The 25676-nt window shown below is 35.9% G+C and carries 22 protein-coding genes and 2 pseudogenes; 5 read left to right on the top strand and 19 right to left on the bottom strand.

Annotation, left to right across the window (positions count from 1 at the left end; genetic code table 11):
- Positions 1 to 40 precede the first annotated feature (40 nt).
- From CEQ21_RS02190 to CEQ21_RS27025, 3 genes and pseudogenes are all read right to left on the bottom strand, one after another.
- Positions 41 to 1114 carry a Gfo/Idh/MocA family protein gene (locus CEQ21_RS02190; RefSeq protein ID WP_185763050.1) on the bottom strand — a complete coding sequence of 358 codons (1074 nt, stop codon included), beginning with the start codon at positions 1112 to 1114 and terminating at the stop codon, positions 41 to 43.
- Positions 1115 to 1128: 14 nt separating this feature from the next.
- Positions 1129 to 1920 (bottom strand): sugar phosphate isomerase/epimerase family protein, encoded by a 792-nt coding sequence (locus CEQ21_RS02185; RefSeq protein WP_185763049.1) that lies wholly within the window; start codon positions 1918 to 1920, stop codon positions 1129 to 1131.
- Positions 1921 to 2236: 316 nt separating this feature from the next.
- A pseudogene (locus CEQ21_RS27025) lies at positions 2237 to 2308 on the bottom strand (RNA-binding protein S1); the annotation flags it as partial.
- 472 nt (positions 2309 to 2780) lie between these two features.
- Here CEQ21_RS27025 and CEQ21_RS02175 point away from each other — a divergent pair.
- Positions 2781 to 3371, top strand: a complete 591-nt coding sequence (locus CEQ21_RS02175; RefSeq protein WP_185763048.1) for a DUF1349 domain-containing protein — start codon at positions 2781 to 2783, stop codon at positions 3369 to 3371.
- Positions 3372 to 3667: 296 nt separating this feature from the next.
- On the opposite strand, the gene CEQ21_RS02170 is transcribed toward CEQ21_RS02175, so the two are convergent.
- The 10 genes from CEQ21_RS02170 to CEQ21_RS02125 all read right to left on the bottom strand — a co-directional run bounded on the left by CEQ21_RS02170 (position 3668) and on the right by CEQ21_RS02125 (position 14617).
- The gene (locus CEQ21_RS02170) at positions 3668 to 3913 is read right to left on the bottom strand and encodes a type B 50S ribosomal protein L31 (RefSeq protein ID WP_185764059.1); all 246 of its coding nucleotides are present in this window, start codon (positions 3911 to 3913) and stop codon (positions 3668 to 3670) included.
- Between the two features lie 354 nt (positions 3914 to 4267).
- A complete protein-coding gene (locus CEQ21_RS02165) occupies positions 4268 to 5536 on the bottom strand; it encodes a metal ABC transporter solute-binding protein, Zn/Mn family (protein WP_185763047.1) in 1269 nt (422 codons plus the stop codon).
- Positions 5537 to 5667: 131 nt separating this feature from the next.
- On the bottom strand, positions 5668 to 6672 hold the full coding sequence (locus CEQ21_RS02160) for a metal-binding protein ZinT (RefSeq protein ID WP_185763046.1): 1005 nt from the start codon (positions 6670 to 6672) through the stop codon (positions 5668 to 5670).
- Between the two features lie 1202 nt (positions 6673 to 7874).
- The gene (gene dltD, locus CEQ21_RS02155) at positions 7875 to 9035 is read right to left on the bottom strand and encodes a D-alanyl-lipoteichoic acid biosynthesis protein DltD (RefSeq protein WP_185763045.1); all 1161 of its coding nucleotides are present in this window, start codon (positions 9033 to 9035) and stop codon (positions 7875 to 7877) included.
- Positions 9035 to 9271: a D-alanine--poly(phosphoribitol) ligase subunit DltC gene (gene dltC / locus CEQ21_RS02150; protein WP_185763044.1), complete on the bottom strand. Its 237-nt coding sequence runs from the start codon at positions 9269 to 9271 to the stop codon at positions 9035 to 9037. Before dltC ends, dltD begins: the two co-directional genes overlap by 1 nt.
- A gap of 15 nt (positions 9272 to 9286) precedes the next feature.
- Entirely contained in the window at positions 9287 to 10444 is a 1158-nt protein-coding gene (gene dltB / locus CEQ21_RS02145) for a D-alanyl-lipoteichoic acid biosynthesis protein DltB (protein ID WP_185763043.1), read from the bottom strand.
- Entirely contained in the window at positions 10441 to 11943 is a 1503-nt protein-coding gene (dltA, locus tag CEQ21_RS02140; RefSeq protein ID WP_185763042.1) for a D-alanine--poly(phosphoribitol) ligase subunit DltA, read from the bottom strand. Before dltA ends, dltB begins: the two co-directional genes overlap by 4 nt.
- 16 nt (positions 11944 to 11959) lie before the next feature.
- Entirely contained in the window at positions 11960 to 12106 is a 147-nt protein-coding gene (locus CEQ21_RS02135; RefSeq protein ID WP_185763041.1) for a teichoic acid D-Ala incorporation-associated protein DltX, read from the bottom strand.
- A gap of 20 nt (positions 12107 to 12126) precedes the next feature.
- Positions 12127 to 12798 (bottom strand): response regulator transcription factor, encoded by a 672-nt coding sequence (locus CEQ21_RS02130; protein WP_185763040.1) that lies wholly within the window; start codon positions 12796 to 12798, stop codon positions 12127 to 12129.
- 76 nt (positions 12799 to 12874) lie between these two features.
- The gene (locus CEQ21_RS02125; protein ID WP_185763039.1) at positions 12875 to 14617 is read right to left on the bottom strand and encodes a sensor histidine kinase; all 1743 of its coding nucleotides are present in this window, start codon (positions 14615 to 14617) and stop codon (positions 12875 to 12877) included.
- A 479-nt stretch (positions 14618 to 15096) separates the two neighbouring features.
- On the opposite strand from CEQ21_RS02125, the gene CEQ21_RS02120 reads away from it, so the two are divergent.
- The 3 genes from CEQ21_RS02120 to CEQ21_RS02110 are packed head-to-tail and all read left to right on the top strand — an operon-like array spanning position 15097 to position 17598.
- Positions 15097 to 15846 carry a metal ABC transporter ATP-binding protein gene (locus CEQ21_RS02120; protein ID WP_185763038.1) on the top strand — a complete coding sequence of 250 codons (750 nt, stop codon included), beginning with the start codon at positions 15097 to 15099 and terminating at the stop codon, positions 15844 to 15846.
- A complete protein-coding gene (locus tag CEQ21_RS02115) occupies positions 15839 to 16681 on the top strand; it encodes a metal ABC transporter permease (RefSeq protein ID WP_185763037.1) in 843 nt (280 codons plus the stop codon). The genes CEQ21_RS02120 and CEQ21_RS02115 overlap by 8 nt, the downstream gene beginning before the upstream one ends.
- Positions 16678 to 17598 carry a metal ABC transporter substrate-binding protein gene (locus tag CEQ21_RS02110; RefSeq protein WP_185763036.1) on the top strand — a complete coding sequence of 307 codons (921 nt, stop codon included), beginning with the start codon at positions 16678 to 16680 and terminating at the stop codon, positions 17596 to 17598. The genes CEQ21_RS02115 and CEQ21_RS02110 overlap by 4 nt, the downstream gene beginning before the upstream one ends.
- Before the next feature lie 234 nt (positions 17599 to 17832).
- Here CEQ21_RS02110 and CEQ21_RS02105 read toward each other — a convergent pair whose 3' ends face one another.
- Positions 17833 to 18177 (bottom strand): hypothetical protein, encoded by a 345-nt coding sequence (locus tag CEQ21_RS02105; RefSeq protein WP_185763035.1) that lies wholly within the window; start codon positions 18175 to 18177, stop codon positions 17833 to 17835.
- A gap of 727 nt (positions 18178 to 18904) precedes the next feature.
- Between CEQ21_RS02105 and CEQ21_RS02100 the strand changes: the two are divergent.
- Positions 18905 to 20199 (top strand): annotated as a pseudogene (locus CEQ21_RS02100) (NtaA/DmoA family FMN-dependent monooxygenase).
- Positions 20200 to 20355: 156 nt separating this feature from the next.
- Here CEQ21_RS02100 and CEQ21_RS02095 read toward each other — a convergent pair.
- The 5 genes from CEQ21_RS02095 to CEQ21_RS02075 all read right to left on the bottom strand — a co-directional run bounded on the left by CEQ21_RS02095 (position 20356) and on the right by CEQ21_RS02075 (position 25411).
- Positions 20356 to 20985 carry a GNAT family N-acetyltransferase gene (locus tag CEQ21_RS02095; RefSeq protein ID WP_419181567.1) on the bottom strand — a complete coding sequence of 210 codons (630 nt, stop codon included), beginning with the start codon at positions 20983 to 20985 and terminating at the stop codon, positions 20356 to 20358.
- A gap of 198 nt (positions 20986 to 21183) precedes the next feature.
- Entirely contained in the window at positions 21184 to 21360 is a 177-nt protein-coding gene (locus CEQ21_RS02090) for an SE1832 family protein (RefSeq protein ID WP_185763034.1), read from the bottom strand.
- 54 nt (positions 21361 to 21414) lie between these two features.
- Positions 21415 to 24168, bottom strand: a complete 2754-nt coding sequence (locus CEQ21_RS02085) for a heavy metal translocating P-type ATPase (RefSeq protein ID WP_419181566.1) — start codon at positions 24166 to 24168, stop codon at positions 21415 to 21417.
- A 10-nt stretch (positions 24169 to 24178) separates the two neighbouring features.
- Positions 24179 to 24499 (bottom strand): ArsR/SmtB family transcription factor, encoded by a 321-nt coding sequence (locus CEQ21_RS02080; protein WP_185763033.1) that lies wholly within the window; start codon positions 24497 to 24499, stop codon positions 24179 to 24181.
- A gap of 402 nt (positions 24500 to 24901) precedes the next feature.
- The gene (locus CEQ21_RS02075) at positions 24902 to 25411 is read right to left on the bottom strand and encodes a cupin domain-containing protein (protein ID WP_185763032.1); all 510 of its coding nucleotides are present in this window, start codon (positions 25409 to 25411) and stop codon (positions 24902 to 24904) included.
- Positions 25412 to 25676 lie beyond the last annotated feature (265 nt).

The raw sequence follows: 25676 nt of genomic DNA, 5'->3' as shown, positions 1-25676 counted from the left end.
TTCACCGAAATGCTTCATTCAATAACAACAACTAGAGTTTTTAAGAGAATAGTTTTAATGTGCTTTTATCGAAAAATACTGGTTCTGGAGTATCAGCTGACTGATAGAAATGATCAATAATATTCATTAAATACACACCATGTTCAGCAGGGGCTATTAAGTCTTCATTTGTTAAAATAGCATTTGTGAAATGTTCGAACTCACTTAAAAATTTAATATTGTCATTTAACACTGGCATCACATCTATACAAGTGCCTAGTAACTCAGATTGAATTTTGAGCTTTCCATTCACAATGCTTGCTCCACCTTTTGTCCCTAAAATCTCAACGAAAGTACGTTCTTCTTCAATATTTGAAGCCCAACTAAATTCAAAATGGACTGTAGAACCATTTTCAAGACCAAGAAAACCAGTTGCACTATCCTCCACATTGAAAATTCCATTTGGATCACCTTTATAACCATTACGATTTCTCGAAGTTGTATGAGCGAAATTCTGATATGCTGCACCTGTTATATACTTTGGTTCCGGCATGCCCATGAAATAAAGAGCTAAATCAAGATAATGTGCACCAAGGTCAATTAATACGCCGCCGCCAGCAATCGATTTGTTTGTAAACCAAGTACCTCTTCCAGGAATACCGCTGCGTCTAACCCATCCAGTATTGATTTTGTAAATGTGACCAAAGTAACCAGTATCAATTAATGTTTTTAAATAGATAGCTGCATTAGTGAATCGATTGTTCAATCCGACCATTACTAACTTACCTGAAGTATTTTTGGCATCAACAATTCTCTGCGCTTCTGAAGCATTAATAGCCAGTGGTTTTTCGCAATGAACATTTACCCCATGCTGGAGGGCATAAATTGTCATATCTGCATGCAGTGAGTTTGGTGTCGTAACACTAACAATATCGAGGTTCTCTTCATTTATCATATCTTGATAGTTCTTGTAAACTTTACTAATCTCAAATCTTTCTGCTACCTTCTCAGCATGTTCCATGTTAATGTCGCTAATTGCTACAAGTTCCACATTACCTAACATCGCGTAATTAGTAAGATGTTTTTTCACTGCATTATTTCCTACACCTATTAATCCATATCTTAGTTTTCGCATTTTATTCTCACCTCTTAATCTTTAAACAGTATCTTATTCATATACTTGATAGTGTACAATGTACCTTTATATGCATCTTCTTCTGTATAAAAAGACGAATGCGGTTCAATACTAAGTCCGCCAGTATATCCTCTAGCTCGAAGTAAAGAAATAAAGGATCCCCAGTCTGTTTGATCGAGTCCAGCAGGTGGATCATCTACTCTTATACCATTCACCATTAAAGAGCCTTTTAAGTGAACATGTTCAAATCTATGCCCCCAATCAAGTGTTTCTTTTAAGTAATCTCCACCGTCATAGTAACTATGGGAAGGATCATATTTGATTCCTAAGTCAGCTAAATGACCATGAATTATTCCCCAAGATTTAGGATTATTTACAAAGTTTTCTTTTCTGCAATTAACAGAAGAAACCTTAACACCTTTAGGCTTCGCATACTCTATAAGGCGTGAATAAAACTCAATAGCTGCACTACAATTTGCGTAGTAAGATAACTCTCCTACATAATTACAACCAGCTACAAAATTCTTGCAGCCTGACTCTCTGGCAATATCTATTAGCCTGAAACATCTGTCTAACTCCTCTTGAATCACTTCTCCTGATTGATTAATACGATGTGATTTCCATCTGCCAATGGAACCTATATCAATTCCGTATTCCTCTATCCATCTAAATAAATTCTGTCTGCCTTCATAGAATTCTTCTACATCGTCTCCTTCATTTACACATAATTCTATAAATTCTAATCCCATCATTTTCGCTTCTTGAAAACTCTTTTCAATTGGTTTTGCAATAATACCAAGTTTCATGCAGACGCCTCTTTCCTTGAGAATATGTATATTATTGAAAACAACTTATAATCTTATTTTAAATTTATTTCATAATACTTTCTTTCATCTTCTTAACTATGTTCCTTTGTTTTTTATTCAAAATGAATAAAAAACAAAGGAATAAATAGAAATGAGATTAAAAATTAACGTATAATTTTTAATCTCTGATAATCCATTTTTTATTACAGAAATGACCTCCATCAAAAACAAACAATTCAGTTTCACAAAGTACGTGAGCGTTAACTCCATGTATAAGTGTTAATCCCACTTAAAACCATAACTTTAACCATATATTCATTTTAAGATGATCATTAACATCTTTTACATAGTTATCAGCAACCACACTAATTTGCACAAGTCCTGTTGATTAGCAAGCTTTAGATCTTCGCTTCTTCTAATTGAAGCCCAATCGATCACCATATGTTAGTGTCGGGTCAGGTGAAACTGTATTTAGAAACTGATTGAAAAGGCTGAATTGTACATTTTTATATGTACTGTAGAAATTGGGCGTGTGCGTTTGTACACTTTAGAGGAGTAGTTTCAGTTTATTGCGGAGTGCCACAACAAATTCTCTATCTCTCTGTTTACATTGGTCACTATAAGTGTCGTTACCATCTTCAGATGGAGTCCACTCTCAACAATATTTAAAACTCCCCCTTAACTTTCCTAGTCCACCAAAGATGCAATATTTTTTCAAAATATAGAAAAAATACAAATATATGTCTGTTATTTTACTTGTTTCAATATATGTACTTATTTAAAATAAGAGATAGCAACAGTCGAGATTGGTGGTTATTTGTACATAATAAATAAATTTAAAAATTAGGGAGGTATATAACATGTTAAACTTCAATTGGATTAATGAAAGCGTTGTCTCCGAGGATGATGGAAGAATAGAATTATATGCGCCTAAAGAAACTGATTTTTTCTGTAACAACGGTGCAATCGGAGAAGAAGGTATTACTCCAGAATCATTATGTAATGCACCCTTTTATTATACGGAGGTGGCAGGAGATTTTGTTATGAGAGTAAAAGTTTCTCATGACTTCAAGGATACTTACGATTCTGCCTCGATAATGGTTATGAAGGATATGGCTTATTGGGCAAAAGCGTGTTTTGAATTAACCGATTTTAATACACATGCAGTAGTGAGTGTTGTTACAAAGGAAGAATCTGATGATGCGAATGGATGCAACATTGATAATAATTCTGTTTGGCTTCAAATTTGCAGAAGTGGTAGTTCTTTTGCATTCCACTATTCTACAGATGGTGAAAATTATTATATGATGAGATTTTTCAATTTGCCAGTTGAGGAAATTGTTAAAGTAGGATTACTTGCACAAGCACCTTTGGGAAGTGGTGGAAAGAGGATTTATGAAAACTTAAGCATTGAAAGAAAAACAGTTAAAAATATTCGTATGGGCAAATAATAGACATATACATTACACTAACAGGTTAATATCTTTCAACTTAGTCGATTGATGTGTAAGTCAATCGGGGTTTTTTTGTTAAGAGGGGATATCTTTTGAAGTCTCACAGATTCTGTGCTTTTTGCTACATTTACTCGTTTTGGCTTCAATCCTAAATTAGTTTCCATTAATCGAGTTTGATGGTTTAAGTTCAACTCATTGACGATGAACTATTAAATGATAAAAACCACCTAATCCTCTATTCAACAGGGTTTAGGTGGTTTTTTTATCACTTTATTTAGCTTTTAAAGTATAAATTACTTAATGTTATACTTTTTATTGAATCTTTCTGCTCTTCCTCCTCTTTCGCCAAACTTTTGTACTCCAGTATAAAATGGATGTGTATCTGAACTTGTCTCCACCTTTAATAATGGATATACATTTCCGTCTTCCCATTCAATCGTCTCTTTACTTTTCTTTGTTGAAGCTGATAAAAATTTAAAACCACTAACTGTATCCATAAAAACAACTTTCTGATATTCGGGATGTATGCCTTTTTTCATCATTAATTCTCCTTTATTGTGTGTTTTAATTACTGAACAAAAAACAGTAATGATAATGTTTCTATTTGATAATAGTAATCATTACGTTTTGTTTGAACTATTATTATTTAACCATAACTACTATAATAATTCAAATTAACTGCCTGATAATTTAAATCATCATTATTTAATGAAGGTTTAACAACCAGTTGCTAACTTCCACACACCTCTTTATAAGTGTGCTTTTATCTAAATATAATTTTCCATTACCCTTTATTGCCAAAGATTAGAACCAAGACCATTTGAAAAGAGCATTAACCTAAATAGAATTAATGCTCTCGTTATTCAACATTTTTAAACTAAAACATATCTCTTTTACTGAATACTTAGCTGCAGGGATTTCAGGTTTTCACGCATCGCAGCAATGTAACCTAATTTTTCATCTTCAAATTCTTTAGACAAAACCTCTAAGTCATAGAGTTTAGCTGTTTTTGTTCCTGTTTCTGCAGCAACTGTTTCGGCAATTGCTGAATTGGCACCTTGTTGATAATAGATAACTGGTACATTATACACCTTCACCAAGTTTCCAATCTCAGCAATGCGTGATGCACTTGGTTCTACCTCTGTAGATATGCCACCAATTGAAATTTGCTCTAAATTATATCGTTCTGCAAGATATCCGAAGGCTTGGTGCTGCACTACAAATATACGCTTCTTCGCATTTTTTAGGGTCTCTTGATATTCTTCATCCAATTTTTGCAGTTCTTTTTTAAAGGATTCAGCATTTTGTTCATAGATATCTTTTCCATTTGGATCCGCTTCAATGAGAGAGTCACGGATTATATTAACTTGCTCCTGTGCTAATACCGGATCTAACCAACTATGCGGATCTTGATTTTCGTGATTGTCTATTAAAACCGATACTGACTCTGATTCGGCATAAGTATTATCTTCATCGTCCAATAATACGGCTTTTACCTCAAAGCTTTTTCCAGTTGTTTTGTATTCAAAAAGGTCTGTCTCTTGTCCAGTTACCAATTCCCATTCGTCATTATGATCATCTCGTGAATACCAATGCCAATGATCATAATTAGTTTCTCCTTGAAGCTCTGCAGCAAGAGTCACAACATCACCTGTATGATAATGATCTGATAATCCCTTCAGTTCTACTTGTTTTGTTTGTGAAGTTTGCTCCCCATCTTCATGGCTGTGTTCTCGTTCTTCTTCACTAACATTTTCAGCAACTGTATTAGTTGCATCATTATCGACCGTATTTTGTTTATGATGATGGTCTGGTTCAATGCCATCTGCTGCACGGGCTACAATTAATTTATCGTTGTTAATCGTTTCTAATAAGCTATCCACCCAATATTCCATTTCTTCACTACTATAGACAAATACGTCTGCTTTATTAACTCGAGCGACATCTTTAGCACTTGGTTCATAATGGTGTGCATCTTCTCCAGATGATAACATTAAAGTGACATCTGCCTGATCACCTGCAACCTGTCGAGTAAATTCGTACATTGGATAAAACGATGTTACTACAGATATCTTTTCTGATGCGTTTTGTTTTTCTCCATTTTGACACCCGAATAGAATCGTGGATATCATTAAAATGGAAACCAACCAGCCTTTTTTCATGTTTTTTTGCCCTCCAAAAAATTCCACCAAAGCGTAATAATTACGATTTATTTCCTAGCATTCTTTTTAAAACTAACTAATTTTATATACATTACAAATATGAAGTTTCACTGTTGTTAAACTAATCACTATTAATGAGCTAACAGTTCATTTACGATGCCATTTGCATCAAGATTACTAGGATAGTATGTTGGCCAATGCGTAACTTCCTCTAACAGTTTCTCATTATCATCACCCCAGTACAAGTGGAAATGATACGAATCAGCTGGGAATATACCATGATCACTAAACTGAATGTATTTAGGCATGTTCTCAGTTCCATTTACTAATTTAAAAATAAAGCGCACACCTCTATTGCCTTTTTCATAGGTAAGAATTTCGTACCCGTCTGACTCATACTTGCCGGTATACTCCTGTCCATTCTCGAAAAATGTTACAGAATTATCTTTAATCACTATGCGTTCAAGGTCTGTTTTATACCCTACTGTATAGTAGTCTTTGTATTCTTCTGCTGTCATATCTCCATTTTCTGCTTTATGCTCAAACACTTCGTCTAAGTCTCCAGATACTAGATATGGATAAATGGACTGCCAGTCACCTTCCCAATCAGACAATGGTCGTTCTTCAACTTGGCTATCTTCAAAAATCCCTTTATATATTAGTTTGCTAACTTCATCTTGTCCATGATCATTAATCAGTATTTTAACAGGCTCTGATTGAGCACTAGGTTTGTCGTCATTACTGAACAAAACAACTTTTAATTCTAGTCCATTAACCGCTGCTTCCCCTGTAAATTCTTGTGTTTCCTGTCCTTCTACTGCTTTCCATTCCTCATCGGCATTTTCTCTACTATACCAGTGCCAATGGTCTTGTTCTGTCTCTTCAACTAAAACAGCAGTTAACTTTACTTTGTCACCGGTATGATAGTGATCTGCTAACCCTTCTATTTTGATATCTTCTGGAGCATCCAGGTTATTTATATCCACTTCAGCGCTGGTATCTTGGTTTTTTTCTTGTACTTCTGAATCTGTTTCCCCAGCTCCTGTTGCTTGATCCTGACTTTTTGTTCCTGCACATGCTACTAAGAATACTGAAAGCAGCATGATGTTAAATAAGATGAAAAGTGATCTTTTCATTTTTTCCCCTCCTAATTCCTATGTATAAATCGCAACCATTACGATTTATAAGTTAACAAGAACTTTATTATCTGTCAAGGAATTCTTTAATATTTACAACAAAAGCAGATTAGGAAACCAGCCAAATGACTTCCTATATTTCAATAATTCAACATGTATTTCTGTATTCTAATTTCATTAAATTACTATTCAAAAATAGTAAGTATCTATTATTTTCTTTATAGGCATTAATAATTCCCAAGCCTCCCCAAAGTGATTTAAATAACATTTACAGAGAAAAAGTTCGATAAGAATACAAATAAATAAGAGCACTAATTTATTATCATTAAATAGATTAGGTTAATATTTAAATTTACAAGGAGAGGGATAATTATACCGTTACTTTTTCTTTTTTATAGGAAGATTTAAGTACTGAAAATATCTTATTCGTTAAGATATATATTTATGAAGAATTAAGACATTCGAAACTTCAGTAAATTAGATGGGTCTCAATGCGGTATTAAAACGAAGAGAAATGAAGGTGAAAACATGTAAAAATCAGCAAATATTTTACTATTTATCTTATTAACAGCATGTCAATTATTAATGTTAGGCTATCAGTATAAACGAGTTAACGAAAATAAATATTATCATATTATTGACTTATTCCAATCACAAACTATTTATAAACTTGTTTTGTTTCTGCTAATCCTATTTTTAATAGCAGGTATGCTACTTTTTGTTTATTTATCTATTAAATTTTATTCAATAATAACCAATAAAATTTTGAACTTACAGTTGACTTCAAATTTCGTCTATTATTTAGTTTCTATTAATCTTATCATTACTGCCTTTCAAGGGGTAATCCAAGAAATGATTAATGGAAATTCAGCGCTATTTTTCTATTTGTATCCGCTAATTTTACTTAGCGTAACAATTATATTTATACTTTTACATAAACAGAAAAAAAAGATATTTGCTTCCCTCATACTCTCCATGCTATTTTACATTATGAATGTTTCGATCCCACTTATTTTATTTTAAGAATAGGAAAATGCGCCATGCGGGCATCAATAACGAGATAAAATTCAAGTGGCTACTCTAAACCAATGACAACTTCAGTGATTTAACCAACAACCAAAACAAGTAACATGCAGTCTATACAAAAATGATGCTGCCTTTAACAGAAAAACGACCCACCACTCAGGTGAATCGTTCTATTGTTATTGAAGGAACTTCTGTATATCCTCATCTAAATAAACCCAGCCTTTCCAGCCAATATGAATCGTATCACGTAAAAAGTGCGGGTCGTATTCATGGCCAGAATAATCGGCGTAGGGAAAGCCGCTATCATTAATTTGTTTTTTTATACGAGTATAGTAGTCTTGCCGGCCTTTTTCGGGAAAGCCAGTATAATCATAGTACTCCCCATTCACAGGAATAATAACAAAAAGCGGTACTGCATCTGCTTCCTTCAGAATATCAAGCATCAGTTGGAAATCATCATACTCAAGTGATTCTGCATAGGAATGTCCTTTATTCTTTCCTTTCATCCCCTTAATGCGATCCTTCTTATGCTTATAGACTTTGTCGTCAATATAGAAGTCTGATTGCTGTGTCCGTTTCGCCCCGTAAGTCTCTGCTTGAGCCTGCAGTTCTTCCCATGTTTTGTCCTTCACTTTATCTGACTGATGTCGATTTGGTGTGGAATCATTCTGAAGTGTAAAATACAAATCCTTTTTCTTCAAGACCGAAATATAAGCCTTTGCAGGAACTGACAGCATATTAAACGTACTTTTTTTGTCATGCAAATAAGCATCGTATAGCTGATTAAGAATCGTATCATTTTTGACTGCATTATACGTCATCAGGCGTTGCATCAATTTTCGCTTCACCTGCTCGTCCACTTCCTTATTGAAGGGAAGTTGGTACGCTTGCAGGGAGGAATAGTTTGGTGCAAAGTGCTGCTCGTCTGTACCATGCTTAACAAACCATTGCGGTGATACGATAACAACCATCTGCTTGTTCTTTAATTGTTTGGCATGTGTTGCAAAGTTTAAATCATGGATAATAGAGGTTGTTCCGCCTTTTCCTATTAGATAAGGTGTGAAAGCAGCATCATTTGCCTCGAAATAATTCGATGGATGGTATGGATCCCAGCGCGACAATTCAGAAGAACCATAGATTGGAACATACGTCGAACTTTCGAGCATTTCAGCTTGCAGATATGTTCCTTGAAACATATTTGGCTGCAAGCTGATGGCCGATTCCTGCAAACGCTCCGCAGGGACTAGCTTTGCCAGCCATGATACTGGTACGAATACAACCCCGGCAAACAGGACCAATGCGACAATGATTGGTCCAAACATATACTTCTTCTTCATTACTTCAGCTCATTCAGTCGATCAACGATAGCATTAGGTGTATTCCAGGTATCTCGATCAAATTCTGTAATTGGAACAGTGATATTGAGTTGATCATCGAATTGAAACAGTAACTCTACTGTCCCGAATGAATCAATAATCCCTGAGTCGAATAAATCTAAATCTAGTTCTTCTTTAACAACATCATCTTGACAAACTTCTGCAATAACTTGTAGTACTTTTTCTTTAAAATCCATATTTATAATCCCCTTTTATTGAAATGGTCTGCCGGAAAACAGATAAAAGCCGAAACAAACGACATGGAAAGTAATGATAATCGACACGATTGTCATCGCTTTTCCTGTTGGCCAGCGTTTATGTTTTTTATTCCAGGTTTCGAAGAAATTAAATCCGGTCATCATCAAAGCATGATAAGCTCCATAAATGATGTATTGAATTTCTAATCCATGCCAAACTCCCATCAGCAGGAATAACAGGATATAACCTAGATTTGAAACAAGCATTTTGTTCTGAATCCATCTTTTTTTCTTCATTAAGAACACGAAGCGCATGAACACATAATCACGGAACCAGAACGACAATGACATATGCCATCTATTCCAGAAATCCTTAATGTTACGGCTGATGAATGGCTTATTAAAGTTCTCTGGTGACCTGATTCCCATCATATAACTGACTCCGACTGCAAACGCCGTATAGCCGGCAAAGTCGAAGAACAGGTATAAACTATAACTGTACATATAGAGCAAATGATAGGTAAACTTGCCATCTGCTATAGTATCTAAATTCATTATGAAGTACGTATTAATGCAATAGCCGATAATAAATTTATACAAAAAACCAAGAAAAATTTTGTTAATCCCTTTATAAAGCAGATCCTTGTATTCCTCCGGTGTCCATCGTTTCTCTTCATCCTTTTGGAATCGGCGGAAGCGATCAATTGGTCCGGATGAAATGGTCGGATAAAACAGCATAAAATTAACAAGCTGGTAAATCGAGAGCTGATTCTTTATTAATCCATCTCTTGTTTCAATAATAATTTGGACTGCACGAAATGTCAGATAAGAAATACCAAGAAAGCTCACTAAATTATCTACAGCTAAAATCGGCAAAAGCTTCGATAAAATTAAAGGCAGGATCGAAAGTAAACTTATTAAATAGAATACAAGACTACTATTTTTCGTCTTTCGATACGTTATGTAGCCTTTAATAAGTACAAGCTGCAGAACAGTAAATGCTACTAATGAAAAGAAGCCGTTGTTTCCGCCTGAAAATATAATAGCCAATACAACAATCGATACAAACACGTTGTAATAGCGCAGGCGCCTGCCCATTATTCCGAGTATCATCGTCGGCAGCAGCAAGATACCTAGAATAATAAAGAAAAGGAAAGAGCTATATGGGGTCATGCGAATACCTCTTCCTTCAATTTCTTCCGGTCTGCTTTTCCGTTCATTGTCATTGGCATAGCAGTATGATACGTGAATTTACGTGGTATCATATATGCCGGCAAGCGCAAAGCAAGATCTTTCCGAATAGCGGCTGTCAGTTTGTATTCCTTGTCAAATTCATGAGCTGCAGGTACGACTGCTGCAATCAAATATTCAATTTCTTCATTTGGTGCATGAGGGATAATAATGGCTGCCTGAATATAATCTGACTGGTTAAGGTGGAACTCAATTTCTTCAAGCTCCATCCGATAGCCATGCAGCTTTATTTGAAAATCAAGTCTGCCTTGGCAGTACACCATTCCATCCTCAATCAAGCCGGCATCACCAGTACGATAAGCATTCATTTCGTTTATCTTGCCAAATGCCTTTTCTGTCAGCAGCGGCTCACCTAAATAGCCTTTTGATACGCTTGGCCCGGCAAGAATAAGCTCTCCCTTTTGTCCTTCTGGCAAGATATTATCGAATTCGTCTACAACTATAATTCGCATATCAGCTTTTGGGTAGCCTACTGGCAGTGCCTTCTCTTTTTTAAGTAATTCTTCGGTAATTTCAATAGACGTTATAGCAACAGTTGCTTCGGTTGGCCCATAAGTATTAAAAATCCTTGCTTGTGGAAAACGTGCTTTCAGTTCTTTGGCTACAGCTAATGGTAGTACTTCCCCACAGAAAAGGAATACCTCAAGCTCAGGAAGCATCGTTTGATTAAAGTCCGGATTTGGAAAGCACATTTGCACGAAGGATGGTGTCGAAGTCCAGATTTGCAAACTAGACCGACTCAAGTTTTCGAATAATACCTTCGGCTTATTGATTACCTCTTTCTCCAATGTATGAATGGAACCGCCGCTTTGAAGAGCAGGATAAAAGTCCATTACAGATAAATCAAAGGAGAAAGGTGCCTGATTTAAAAATACTTTGCCTTCATCTAAAGGAAAGTCATTTGTCATCCAATCGGTAAAGGATTGCAAATTTGCTGCAGTTATTTGCACACCTTTTGGATTTCCAGTACTGCCAGATGTATAAATAATGTAAAAAACTTCATCATTCTTAACCCAATACTCACGACTTATAGGCTCTTGTTGTTCCATCTTCAGTTCAGATATTTGTAAAACTGGAACACTAACAACATCCAGCTTGCTATCTGTTGTATTAATTACTAATGCTGCACCAGACTTTTCGACGATAAGACGCACCCGTTCCAATGGAATGGATGTATCAACCGGTATATAAGAATAGCCTGCCTGTACACATGCTAGGAATGCTATCGGCATATTAATTCCCATGTGACCATATACTACAACTGGAGTCTGTCGGTCGAACTGCATGGCATGGATTAAGCTAGCTAGTCTGCCCGATTTGTCCCAAAGCAATTTATAGTTAAGAACCTGGTCATTTGTCCGATATGCTGTATGTTCCGGTTTTGTTGCCGCATGCTGCGCAATACGCGTTAAAAGTTTCATTTTTTATCTTCTCCATTTAGAAATCATTATAAATATAGTTGCCTGTATTGGCCGTATGGAAGCCGTACATTAAGAACAAGGTAACAAGAATTGCTAAATAAAAGCATGTATGTAATACGAATCGGATACTCGTGTGCGTATACAGCTGTTTTAGCTTATTCATCTTCTCTCCCTCCATCCATTTCATTCAAATTTATAGCCTGTTCCTATAACAGTCCGAATATGATGTGATTCGCCGCTTAATTTAGCTCTTAGCTTCTTAATATGTGTATCAACAACTCGACTATCACCGTCGAAGTCTAAACCCCATACGTGATTCAAAATTGTTTCGCGTGCAAGGACAATATTTTTATGCTGAAGTAGAAACACTAATAAGTCATATTCCTTTGGCGCTAATTCGACTTGTTGGCCCTCAAGCTGAAGCTGATGGGACTTCATATTAATGACAGCTTCGCCAAACCTAACCATATGTCCAGTCGGCCGGTACTGTTCAATTGCCCGCTTCATTAATGAATTAGCTCGTGCTACCAATACTTTGGGACTGAATGGCTTTGTAACATACTCATCTGCCCCAAGTTCAAATCCCTGAATTTTATCATCGTCACTGGACTTCGCTGTCAGAAGAATAATCGGTACACCAGACCTCATTCGCACCTGTTTTGTGACAGCAAATCCATCCATTTGCGGCATCATAATATCAAGAATGATTAGATCCGGAAAAACGGCATCAAACCAGTCCATTGCACTGCTTCCATTATCCGTTTCATATACTTCCCAGCCGTCCTTCTTGAAATAATCGGCTACAACTTCGCGGATTCTCACTTCATCCTCGACAAGCAATACCTTCTTCCCCATCGCGAACCTTCCTTCCAATTTGTAAATATTAACAAAGTCATATGTCTTTCATGTGTCCATTAAGAAATATTTCCCATTATTTGAATCGAACGAAGAAACGCATACCGTCAGGCATATTTTCTGCTCCGTAATGAAAGCCATGCAGATTAAGAATCTGCTGAACAATCGCCAGCCCTAATCCTGTACCACCAGTCATTCGGCTTCGTGAAGATTCAGTTCGATAGAACCGTTTCCAAATATTCTCTAAATGCTCTTTCGGTATTTGTGTGCCTTTGTTTTCAATTTCAAAAATACTGCCGCCATTTTTCTGATCCAAACCGATGCGAATCACAATAACTGAATTAGGCTCGCTGTGTCGTACCGCATTTATAAGAAGATTTTGCATAACTCGCTCCATCCACTCATAATCCGCCAAAATATGCTGTTCGTTCTTTGGCATGATTTCAATCACAACGTTTTTCTCTTGCGCGATGCAATATAGTTTATATGCCAAAACCTCAATCATTTCACTGAGCAAAAAGGATGTTTTTCTTAGTTTAATCGCACCATTCTCCAACTTAGCCAAATCCAGCATATCCTTTATCAGCACTTCCATCTTTTCTGATTCCTCAATGATTACTTCCACATAATGGTCATGTTTATCAGGACTGACACCATCCTGCAATCCTTCTGCAAAGCTTTTGACAATACTCAGCGGCGTCTTCAATTCATGTGATGCATGCTCGAAAAACTCGCGCTGCTCCTTTTCCATCTGCTCCCGTTTTTTCATATCCTCTTTCAGCTTTTTATTGGCTTGCTTCAAGTCGTTTAAGGCAACATCCAGATTTTTTGCCATAACAAGCATATTGTTCGAAAGACTCCCCAGCTCATCCTTCTGCTGAATTGGTTTCACTAACGAGAAGTCAAGATTAACCATTTTTTTTGCCATTTCATTAAGCTTTATCAGTGGTCTGCTAACAATACGCGAGAAAAACAATGACAGTAAAATAATGAGAATGAAGCCTGCAACCCCAATATACACATAAAACATTCGAAGTGCTTCATTCGTATCTTTGATTTCCTGTATAGATGTGACAGAGAACATAAATTGCATTTCCCCGTCTTTTTTTATTGGCTCAATGAGTACTAAATTATGTTTTCCACTCCATGACTCTACCCAGTTCAACTGCAAGCTTTCTCCATCAGAAAGCTGCTTTATCTGCTCTTCCTTTAGCGGAAACCATTCCAAAAGTGCATCATAAAGAATACCGAGTCCTCTATTGATCATTCCATCCTTAGGCAGCGAAACGCTTTTTATTTTGCCTTCGATTCTCACCTCATCATCGTCAGGGTCTTCACCAACACTAAATTTATCCTTATGGATAACTGATGGATAAATGACAGAAGAATCTCCGTCATCTATTTCTCCTTCGACAATCAATGTATCTCCATTTCTGAAATTCAATGCTTGCACCTGTTTTCCATAATTTGCGACAAGCAAGGAAAGCGATACTTCTATTACAGCTCCATCTTCTGTTTCAACCATGATATTAAACGGATCCTGAACTAACTGAAAACCTTCTGCATCAACAACTGTTACCGGACTTTTTGTTACTCTCATGTAAGAAAATGTCTGTTTTATAAATTCTGCTTCGCTCCAAGATTCTTTCACATAACCTTCTGCTAATTGATGCAGGTGCTCAGCTGCTTCTTTCGTTTTATGATGCTGATAAAAACGATCAAAGAATAATAGCTGAAATATCATAATCATGGCGTAAAACGCCAAAAAAAATATTGCTGTTATTGCGAATAATTTTACAGTGATACCGCGTTTTCTCATGTTTTACTCCTTTATATCATTCCACAGTTTATTAATAACTTAAGTGACATGTATGTTTTTTGTGTGTCCACATAGAACCCACTTCATATAGTAACCATCTTTTTCAAGTTGAGGAACCTTTTTTTAAATCTATATTCGATAAAAAATTTATCTTATAAACATAAAAACTCTTTGGTTTGACGTTTGTTTAAAAATTAATCGTCACTTGCGCTCTTAAAATCCTTAGAAAATAAGAGGGTACCCTATCACCCATGCAACGCTTCTATTAAATATGACTAACAGACCAATAAACCCATAAAATAAAAAATTATCAGAATAAACACCCATAATTCTTGACAATAATATTCAACAAAATTTATATTGGTTACAGGAATTATTTTTGCACAGGGGAAACTTTTTGTCACTTTTGCATATATTTTGACTCTAAGCAATATAATTAATTGAAATTAATTCAAATCAAAAGGAGGATGTATGGAAAAATGTTAAGTGTAAAGGAACTGAATGTTGACTATTTCGGCAATCACGCACTTCAAGACGTTCATATTGATATTCCCTTAGGGTACTCCATCGGAATTATTGGACCTAACGGTGCAGGTAAATCCACCTTTCTTAAAGCTTTATTGGGAATCATAAAAAAAAGCAGTGGGACTATTCTAGTGAATGATTCGCCTATTTCTCTGTCAAAAAAAGATATCGCCTATGTTCCACAAAAAAGTGAAGTGGATCTAACTTTTCCTATTACTGTTAGGGAAACGATTTTAACTGGAACCTATCCCAAACTTAAACTGTTCCGTCGTCCCGGAAAAAAGGAAAAAGAGCAAGTGGAGCGCTGTATGGACATGGTGGAAATTAGCGATCTTGCTGACAAACAAATCGGTAATTTGTCTGGTGGTCAACTGCAAAGAGTATTTATAGCTCGGGCATTGGCTCAAAAAGCAGACATATTTTTCCTAGATGAACCGTTTGTTGGTATCGATTTAGTGAGCGAAAAAATTATCGTACAGCTTCTTAAAAAGTTGAAAAAGCAAGGAAAAACTATACTTGTGGTACACCATGATTTACATGAAGTGGAGGAATACTTTGATAAAATAATGATTTTTAACAAGAAGCTGATTGCTTTTGGCGATATAACAACAACCTTCACAACGGAAAACATCAAAGCTGCATATGGCTCTTCATTAGGAAGCATCCAAATTAAAGGGATAGGAGACAACAGTCATCATGATTGAATTTTTAAGTAATGCACTGAATATTCCTACTTATGCATTGAATGCAGGCTTGTCCTCCATTATTCTTGGGATTGTTTCAGGCGTTTTAGGAAGTTTCATTGTACTTAGGAAGATGTCCTTAATGGGGGATGCACTTTCTCATGCGGTATTACCAGGTGTCGCCATTTCTTATATATTGGGGATTAACATTTTATTTGGTGCTTCCGTGTTTGGTTTACTTGCGGCTATTTTAATTCAATTCATAACGAATCGAAGCACAATTAAAAGTGATACCTCTATCGGTATTATCTTAAGTTCGTTTTTTGCGCTAGGCATTGTGCTCATTACATTCGCACGAAGCGGACTTGATTTAACCCATATTTTATTTGGAAATATTTTAGCAGTTCCAAACTCTGAAATAACTCAAGCTTTCATCATTATGCTAGTCGTTATCGGAATAGTTACTTTATTTTACAAAGAACTACTCATCAGCTCTTTTGATCCGATTGTTTCAAAAGGAGCTGGTCTCAACACCACTTTCTATCACTATTTGCTTATGACACTACTCTCCTTTGTGACTGTTTCCTTTTTATCACAAGTCGGAATAGTTTTGGTCATTGCCATGCTCGTCATTCCAGCCGCAACATCTTATTTATGGACCAAAAAGCTATTTCATATGATTGTTTTCGCCTCTCTCTATGGCGCACTTTCTGGTGTTGTAGGTGTTTGGATTAGCTTCAGATTTAATTTGCCAACGAGTGCCACGATTGTGTTGGTCGGTGTAACAGGCTTTGCGATTTCGTTTATTCTTTCTCCAAAAAACAACTTTTTTACGAAGGGTAGGTTATTAAATTGAAAAAAATGATGCTTGGAATAATCGCTACTATGATTCTTGTACTTTCGGCTTGTTCTAACGGAGAACAAACTACCTCAACGGATGATAAAACCATTAAAATTGTTGCGACATATTCTATTATTGCGGATATGGTCAAAAATATTACTGGTGATAAAGCAGAAGTTAACAGTTTGGTTCCAATTGGAACAGATCCGCACATGTATGATCCGTTGCCAGATGATACTAAAAAGGTATCTGAAGCAGATTTGGTTTTTTATAATGGATTAAACCTGGAAACTGGGAAAGGCTGGTTTCAAGATCTTCTGAAGGTTACCGATAAAACGGACGTAGCTTTTCCTGTCACAGAAGAGGTCACACCAATCTATCTAAGTGAAAAAGGAAAAGAATCGCAAGAAGATCCCCATGCATGGTTAGATATTCAAAATGCCATTAAGTATGTGGATGTTATAACCAACCAAGTCATTCAAGCTGATCCCGACAATGAAGAATACTATTTACAAAATAAAACAAAGTATGTCGCCGAGCTTGAAGAGATTGATCAATATGCACGAACACAAATAGCTAAAATTCCCGAGGAAAAACGCATTCTTGTAACAAGTGAAGGTGCTTTTAAATACTTCGCCAAAGCATATGGCTTTGAATCTGCATTTATCTGGGAAATTAATACTGACAGCCAAGGTACCCCAGAACAAATGAATAGAATTATAGACATAATTAATACAGAAAAAGTGCCAGCATTATTTGTTGAAACAAGTGTCAATCCAAAAACAATGGAGACCGTATCTAAAGAAACAAATGTACCAATTTACTCAAAAATTTTCACAGACTCGCTCGCTAAAAAAGGTGAACCTGGAGATACGTATATCTCCATGATTAAATGGAATATAGATAAGGTAATCGAAGGATTGACTCCTTAAATCAAAGTAACATCTTTTGAGTAAACAGGCATGAAAAGAGTGATAATTACTATTCTTTTAAATACGCAGAAAAGAAAATGTCTAATCCCTTCTATATAATGGGTTTAGACATTTTTCATAGATTTTAGGCTTTAGTTAATTCAAATGTGTTCCATTGCATTTGAGTTCCTCTTTTTTCCCGAACTCTTTAATGACTCTTTACCTTCATCTTGAAGAATATATAAAAATAAAAATCTAAATAAAAGGAAGCCAAAAATACCTGAATACGTGATTACGATTTCTAAAAAAAAGGAAATCGTCTGAAGACAAACCATCCTTTAAATAATCAACTATGGATAAGATATCTGTGCTGAGGGATAACAACATGGCAGAAATTAGCTCAACCATTCTTAACGGATTTCTTAAAGAGTAATTCACTTTCCCAATATTAAAGATACTTTTGATATCAGGACCAATTTGATTGCCCTTGTATAATCCAACTGCTGCGGCGGCTAGTAAAGGGGGAATAACCGAATCTAACTGGAATAAAACTATCCATATATTTAATAATACAGGCATAATAATTAGAATAGCTATCATGTATAAACTCCTTATTGGTTATGTAATTAATAACTTATTTCTCTAGCAAGGTGAATCGCTCCGGCTTTTCTCCTAACATTCATTTGTTCTTAAACCACAAACTACTCACTATTACTTTCATACCCATAACAATAACGTAAGTTGTTCCAAATAAGTTCCACCCCTAAAAAAAGATTTTGGTTATAGAGTGAGACAAGGTATCCTCTTCTCTCTTCAACTATATTACCAAATAATTACATGTTGTAAAGAGTGAGTAATGGGGTCTTAACATAGCGACCACCCTTAAATAAACTTGCTTAAAGCTGATGTTTTTTAGTAAATTAAGATAAAAATTCTATTAGTATTTTCATTATAGTGACTATATATAGACACTATAAATAAACTGTTGATATTACTGGTTTTTACAAAGAAGTATTTCTTTTAATATTCCACAATTATTTCGCTAAGCTCCTCTTAGGCCCTTACAATAGTGGCTCTATCTGTTTATGGTTTAAATCATACAAACAAGGTCACAAAATAATAGACCCTGCCCTGCTGAATCTATTTGGTTATCATTTCGATTAGGAAATTCCGTCATACAACTAATCAATCAAAAAAACTTAAGAACCAAGTTCCTCTCCCCTATCCGAAACACCCTCCTTGTATTTCTTTCCAATTGTGTTATTAGAAATCAAACTATATAATGATAATGAGAATCATTATCATTATATAGAAGAAGGGAAGTAGTTTGACAATGAAAAGACATCTTGTAATTGGCATTCATTTATCAGCGCACAGTAAACAAGGTCAGAAAGGGCCATTGATTGATGAGCAAATCGCATTTGCTCAGAGGGCTGAGGCAGCTAAATTAGATTTTGTATTTAAGGCTGATTATTTAGTAGCGCATCCTGAGTTAATGGCTAAAACAAAAGGAGCTGTTGGTTTAGATCCCAGCTTTTTAATGGCCACAGTTGCAAGAGAAACGAAAAATATCGGCTTAGTAACTACCATTTCTACCTCATTTAATCCACCCTATATTATTGCACGCCAATTACAATCCTTAAACTGGATTAGCGAGGGTCGTGCAGGCTGGAACCTGGTAACGTCCATTGACGGAGCAAATAATTTTAGTAATGAGGAGATGCCTTCCTCTGAGGAACGCTATGCAAAAGCCGCAGAATGTAAGGAAGTTGTTCAGCAGCTTTTGCATAGTAATCCTTATGAAACACTTGAAACAGATGGTGATTTAGAGAAAATTAAGGAGCTGGTGCAGCCAATTAATTATAAGGGAGAGTTCTTTCATGTTAACGGACCGTTGAATATTCCTATGCATCCAGCTGGAGATATTCCTTTATTCCAAGCAGGAGCATCTGACACAGGGAGACAATTTGCTGCTAAAGTATCGAATGCAATTTTTGCAGCCACACCAGATATAGAAGTAGGCATTGAATTACGCAATGATTTGCTAAACGGGCAGTTGAGGCAGGTCGTTCGGCAGATGATATTCGGTTATTGCCTGGACTGTATTTCTTTATTGGTGATACATATGAAGAAGCATTAGAAATGCATCGTAAAGCACATGAGCATTTAACCATTGAACGCCGTCACAACGCCCTTGAAGCTATAATTGGCTTGAATCTTCGTCATTTAAAGCTTAATGATTTTGTAACGGCAAATATGTTGCCGCCTGAAAAGCAGCAAGTACGCAGTAAGACGCATGCTCAACTTGTACGACGTTATATTATCGAGAATGAGCCGACTGTTGAGGAGCTGTTAACACGCCCGGAAGTCATTGGCTCTGCGCATCTTGTAGCAATTGGCACACCGCTTGATATTGTAAATCAAATTATTACTTTTTATGAAAAGGGAGCATTGGATGGCTTTATTGCTGTACCTGGAGGACCTGCAAAATCTTTAGATTTATTTTTTAGTGATGTTATCCCAATGCTAGTAGAACAAGGTTTATTCCGTGAGCTATATGAGGGGAACACATTGCGTTCACACTTAGGCTTAGATGGCATAAAGCAAACAATACCGGAATAAGAAGGAAAAAGGGTAAAGGTGTTATTAATATCCACTCTTTGCCCTTTTGTTAGTTAGTATTAAAACAATCGTATAGGAATTAATCAAATAGCTAAATGTGAAACATCCCTTCCCTTTCTAGATGCCCAGTTAAAGGCTGGATATATAAAGGAACATTCAACTGGAGTTCCTTCTATTTTTCACATACTTCAATGCCAAAAAATTATTTATTCCAATTTTTTTTGCTACCTTTTGTGGAACAGCCTTCCGTTTATATTCTTCAAAGCCTATTTTTTTATATAAATTCATTGCCGGCGTATTCGTATCAGCAACTTCTTCAATAACATAATGATTGTACGGTGTATTTTCAAGAATATGCTGGATGATTTGAGATGCTACGCCCTGCCCTCTAAATTCAGGAGCTGTGCCAACAAACTCAATTGATCCAGTATTAAGCGGGAAGTTTTTATAGGGTGCTTCAAATTCCTTTTTCAAAAAGATTCCTGCCATGCTTCCTTTAAAGAAACCCAAGTGCTTTCTCAACTCTTTATTATTTAATTTCACTGATTTTTTTGTTCCATCTGTACATGCAGTTACTCCAGCAATTTCCCCATTTGCTATAGCTACATAAAACTGATCTAAAATAAACATATGAGCAAAGGCTTTTGCAATAATATTCTTATCTTTAGAAAAAAAAATCAGCCATTGTGTAAAGCCTTCTGCAAAAATTTCAGACATTTGCGTTCTTACATCTAAATCAACCTCATCGGCTTTAACAATTAGAAAGATATGACCAGCGGATTTCATATGGCTTATTCCTTTCATTTTTATAGTTAAATATAATTCTCTATCCATCCCAAATTATATTCGACAATCCCAGCGTATACTCCAAAAAAGTGACATCTTTTATTTTGTAGAAATCCCCTCTAAGCATAAATATTATTTAAAAATAAAAGGAGTTAATCTGTTTGTGGATTAACTCCTTCATTACACCAGCGTATTCTTCTAAATTTCATTTAACATCTGATTAAGAGATTGTAATTCTTTCTCAATTTCAGAAAGCCTATTTTCTAAGGGGGCCAAGTTTCCTTTTACATATTCTAATTTTTCTAGATTGTCTTGAACCTGTAAATATTCGTTCTTTAATTCCAAAATGCTATATTCAATATCTTTTTTATTCATTTTCTTTCTTCCTCCACTCAAGAAGATGTTTTCTATAGTCATCTCATTTTATATTTAACTATTTATGCGCAGTAATCGTAAAGCATTTAAAATAACAATTAACGCTGCCCCTGTATCACTTAACACAGCCATCCAAAGTGTTAACCATCCAGGAAAAATCATAACTAATGCGATGACTTTAATTAAGATTGAAAACCAAATATTTTGTTTTATAATGCTTAATGCTTTTTTACTTAATGTGATGGTGTGTGGCAGCTTCTCAAGATTATCAGCCATTAACACAATATCTGCTGTTTCCATTGCAGTGTCTGTTCCAGCCCCACCCATAGCGATACCTAAATCAGCTGTTGCCAAAGCTGGCGCATCATTTATACCATCACCAACCATCGCTACTTTGTAGCCTTCTTCCTGCAATTTCTTGACTGCAGCCACCTTATCTTCAGGCAATAAATTAGCAAAGTACCTGTTAACATTTGCCTTAGAAGCAATCAATTTAGCTGTTCCTTCATTATCTCCTGTTAACATAACCGTCTGCTTTATGCCACTTGATAATAATGATTTTAGTGCAACAGCAGAGTTTTCACGTATCGTATCTGCCACTGATATTACGCCAATAACTTCAGTTTTTGTGCCTATGATAACTACTGTCTTCCCATTATTTTGCAACTCATTCACATAAGCTTCCACTATATCTAGTGGGATACTCAACTCTTTAAACAATTTCAGGTTTCCTGCATAGTATACTTCTTCGTTAATAGTAGCTTGAACACCTTTTCCAACTATGTTTTTAAATTCTAATCCGTCTTTAGCAGACCTTTCTAGTTCCCTTACATGATTGACAATCGCTTTAGCAATCGGATGTGTGGAGTACTCTTCCAATGTAAGAGCAATTGACAGCAGTTCTTCTTCTGAACCGATAAAGGTTTTAATGTCTGATACCGTCGGCTTTCCTTCTGTGAGCGTACCTGTTTTATCAAATGCAATGGCACTGATAGCACCAGCAGCTTCTAAGAAGGTACCTCCTTTTATCAGGACACCATTTCTAGCTGCATTGCCAATGGCAGAAACAATTGCTACAGGTGTTGAGATTACTAACGCACATGGACAAGCAACCACAAGTAACTCAAGCCCTTTATAGAACCATTCGCCCCATGTGCCAAATCCAAGCATTGGCGGAAAAATAATAATCACAAGTGCTGCTATAAATACAATCGGTGTATAGATGCTGGCAAATTTATCAACAAAAGCTTCTGTTGGTGCTTTTTGTTCTTGTGCTTCTTCCACTAAATGAATGATTTTCGATATAGTCGTATCTTCAACAAGCTTTGTAACTTTTATTTCTAATAAACCATGTTCATTTATGGTACCAGCATATACCGCATCCCCTAATCCCTTATCTACAGGAATGGATTCACCAGTGATAGGTGCTTGGTTTACACTTGATTCACCTTGAATCACATCTCCATCCAAAGCAATGCGCTCACCAGGTTTAATAACAATTATTGTACCGACTGAAATTTCCTCCACTGGCTTTTTAACTAAATCATTTCCAACCTTGACCCAAGCCTCTGATGGAGATAAATCCATTAAACTGCGAATAGAGTTCCTAGTTCTTTCAATAGATTTTGTTTGCAGATAATTTCCGATGGCGAACAACCAAACCACTGTCGCCCCTTCCAACCATTCTCCGATTAAGGCAGCTCCTATGGCGGCCGCTGACATAAGCACGTTCATATCGAGAGATCGACTCTTAATAGCATAAAAAGCACTTTTTACTGGTTTATACCCACTTATTACGATAGCGGCCGCATAAAAAAGAGTCGACACAATCGCAGGAACAGTTAAATAAGATAGTAGAAATCCTAATACGATAAGAAGACCAGAAGAAATAATAATCCCATTTTCTTTTTTACTTTTTGGTTTTTCCACAGATGTTTTTTTATTTGATTTTAATGCAGCACTATACCCAATTTTACTTACTTCTGAGATAATTTCATCTACACTATTGGAATGTTCTATTTTCATTTTCCCTGTTGAGAAATTAACAGTTACTTCTTTAACAGAAGGGTTTTTATGAAGGTGATTTTCAATGCTTTTCGCACAGCTGCCACAGTCCATTCCCACGATATCATACGTTCGTAGATTCTTGTTTTGTTGCAGCACCTCTGCCGAGTAACCAAGTTTCTTTATTTCTTTTTCTATGAGAACGAAAGCATCTGCATTAGAGGCATACACTTGCATTTTTGCCGTACTATAATTTACTTTCACCGTATCAATGCCCGGTAGTGATCCTAATCCCTTTTCAATCGTTTTCGCACAAGCAGGGCAATCCATCCCGCTAACAAGAAAGTCTTGCTTTTCTCCTGGATTATTTTCAATGACAATTTCTTCACCATTATTTAAATCTGCAGTACTACAACAAGAGCTAGCCATTTCTTCTGACTTCTTAACGGAATAATCACAGCACGCACTTGCGTCTGCCGCTGACTCATTGCTGCAGCATGAGTCCTTCTCCGATACTTTTGGACTATTGCAGCAGCTGCTTTCTGCCGGAAGTATATTAAATAACTCCGATGTATCCTCGTTTGTGGAACAACAAGCAGAGGCGACTTCTTTCGTTTCTTTACTTGAAGATCCCGAACTGCAGCATGAACTTTCCTCTGCATCTTTACTACTGCTACAACAGCTACTTTCCTTCGATACAACATTGTTTGTTTTTTCCGAATGGCTAGAACAACAAGCAGAGGCTGAAACTATGTTGCTTTCATCCTTGCTTTCCTTATTTGAACCACAGCATTTATCAGACACTCTTTCCACCTCACTCCATATGATTTTCGCAGCAAGCAACATCACTCTGAACATCTGATAGAACAACATCAAACATATCTAATAAATCACGAATATGCTGATTTCTTAAACTATAGAAACAAAACTTCCCTTCATTTCTGCCAACAATAATGCCGCAGCCCTTTAAGCAGGCTAAGTGCTGGGAGATATTCGATTGATTCCCTTTCACTTCCTCGACAATCTGCGATACCGGTTTCTCTCCATCTTTTAAGCATTCTAGAATTTGGATTCGCGTTTTGTTTGAAAAGCCATGAATGAGTTTAACCTTCATGTCTAAAGTATTATTTGTCATATAAACCACCTCGTATTAGTCATTTCTAATATGTTTGTTACCATCATATTAGTCAAAACTAATATGTGTGTCAATTAATACTTGTTTTTTTGTCTTACATGTTTAATAAAACAAATGAAAAAGTCTAGAGATTATCCCTATCTCTAGACTACGTTCGTTGTTATGAAGTTCTAACAATTCAAGCTAAACATAGTAATACGTTCATTCCTAAAACAAGAATTTTCTCTTTCTGCTACTATATTATGGGGTAATGACTAAACTTCAACCTAAGCTATTAAGCGGTTCTCTTAATGGATATTCCTAACATATTAAGAAATTGGCTGGCTTCCTCCATATAATCATAATGATTATTCTATGGTTAGATTTTTTCATTGTACAAGATACTATTAAATTTGAATGCGATTACTCCGCTGCTAAAGCCTGCTCTTTTGTTAAGTGCACTGTACCAAATGGATGTTGAGGTGGAGCATATATAGAATAAAGCTTTAATGGCATATTGCCTGTATTGGTTACATTATGCCACGTATTAGCAGGGATCATAATAGCAAAATCATCATAAACCCTTTGAACAAAGTTAAGATTTTCTTTTCTTTTACCCATTTGAACAATCCCTTGACCTTGTTCAATCCTTAAAAATTGGTCAACATGAGGGTGAACTTCTAATCCAATGTCTTCACCAACATTAATACTCATTAATGTTACTTGCAGATGATTTCCTGTCCACAAAGCAGTACGATAAGTATTATTTTGCTTCGCAGCCTCATTGATATTAACTACAAATGGTTTGCTTCCAAAATCCTTTACTATATTTCTTGTATTATCATAATCATTCCAGTAATTAGGATATCTTAAATAATTATTCACTGGGAGATGAACATACGGGTATGGCTGTATCCTTGGAGGATAGTACATCTTATTTCAATCCCTTCTCAGATTTATTCAAATTATCTTATGAAAATTTTATGGGAAAGTACTTATATGTAAATAAACAGCCGGCAAAAAAACAATGATTAACTGCTCCACTTAAGTTCAATTTTTTTATTGCCTTTCCATATAATATGCCATATCCAAATTTCATCGTCTTGAAATAGCTGTTTTTGGACCTTTATCGCACCGAATAAAACTCACGAAACAGCACCTCGTCAGAAACGCTAAAACGCCAAATTCGAGATTGTTA

The sequence above is a fragment of the Niallia circulans genome (assembly GCF_007273535.1).
Taxonomy (GTDB): domain Bacteria; phylum Bacillota; class Bacilli; order Bacillales; family Cytobacillaceae; genus Niallia; species Niallia circulans_B.
Note: the sequence above shows the minus strand (reverse complement) of the source record. Positions and strands in the feature narration are given on the sequence as shown.

Excerpts from the sequence above, each read along its gene's own strand:
- CEQ21_RS02185 (WP_185763049.1), bottom strand. The coding sequence starts at position 1,920 with ATGAAACTTGGTATTATTGCAAAACCAATTGAAAAGAGTTTTCAAGAA.
- CEQ21_RS02190 (WP_185763050.1), bottom strand. The coding sequence starts at position 1,114 with ATGCGAAAACTAAGATATGGATTAATAGGTGTAGGAAATAATGCAGTG.
- CEQ21_RS02120 (WP_185763038.1), top strand. The coding sequence starts at position 15,097 with ATGTTAAGTGTAAAGGAACTGAATGTTGACTATTTCGGCAATCACGCA.
- CEQ21_RS02175 (WP_185763048.1), top strand. The coding sequence starts at position 2,781 with ATGTTAAACTTCAATTGGATTAATGAAAGCGTTGTCTCCGAGGATGAT.
- CEQ21_RS02170 (WP_185764059.1), bottom strand. The coding sequence starts at position 3,913 with ATGAAAAAAGGCATACATCCCGAATATCAGAAAGTTGTTTTTATGGAT.
- CEQ21_RS02105 (WP_185763035.1), bottom strand. The coding sequence starts at position 18,177 with ATGATAGCTATTCTAATTATTATGCCTGTATTATTAAATATATGGATA.
- CEQ21_RS02160 (WP_185763046.1), bottom strand. The coding sequence starts at position 6,672 with ATGAAAAGATCACTTTTCATCTTATTTAACATCATGCTGCTTTCAGTA.
- CEQ21_RS02080 (WP_185763033.1), bottom strand. The coding sequence starts at position 24,499 with ATGACAAATAATACTTTAGACATGAAGGTTAAACTCATTCATGGCTTT.
- CEQ21_RS02095 (WP_419181567.1), bottom strand. The coding sequence starts at position 20,985 with ATGAAATCCGCTGGTCATATCTTTCTAATTGTTAAAGCCGATGAGGTT.
- dltB (WP_185763043.1), bottom strand. The coding sequence starts at position 10,444 with ATGACCCCATATAGCTCTTTCCTTTTCTTTATTATTCTAGGTATCTTG.
- CEQ21_RS02165 (WP_185763047.1), bottom strand. The coding sequence starts at position 5,536 with ATGAAAAAAGGCTGGTTGGTTTCCATTTTAATGATATCCACGATTCTA.
- dltA (WP_185763042.1), bottom strand. The coding sequence starts at position 11,943 with ATGAAACTTTTAACGCGTATTGCGCAGCATGCGGCAACAAAACCGGAA.
- CEQ21_RS02130 (WP_185763040.1), bottom strand. The coding sequence starts at position 12,798 with ATGGGGAAGAAGGTATTGCTTGTCGAGGATGAAGTGAGAATCCGCGAA.
- CEQ21_RS02075 (WP_185763032.1), bottom strand. The coding sequence starts at position 25,411 with ATGTACTATCCTCCAAGGATACAGCCATACCCGTATGTTCATCTCCCA.
- dltD (WP_185763045.1), bottom strand. The coding sequence starts at position 9,035 with ATGAAGAAGAAGTATATGTTTGGACCAATCATTGTCGCATTGGTCCTG.
- CEQ21_RS02115 (WP_185763037.1), top strand. The coding sequence starts at position 15,839 with ATGATTGAATTTTTAAGTAATGCACTGAATATTCCTACTTATGCATTG.
- dltC (WP_185763044.1), bottom strand. The coding sequence starts at position 9,271 with ATGGATTTTAAAGAAAAAGTACTACAAGTTATTGCAGAAGTTTGTCAA.
- CEQ21_RS02125 (WP_185763039.1), bottom strand. The coding sequence starts at position 14,617 with ATGAGAAAACGCGGTATCACTGTAAAATTATTCGCAATAACAGCAATA.
- CEQ21_RS02135 (WP_185763041.1), bottom strand. The coding sequence starts at position 12,106 with ATGAATAAGCTAAAACAGCTGTATACGCACACGAGTATCCGATTCGTA.
- CEQ21_RS02090 (WP_185763034.1), bottom strand. The coding sequence starts at position 21,360 with ATGAATAAAAAAGATATTGAATATAGCATTTTGGAATTAAAGAACGAA.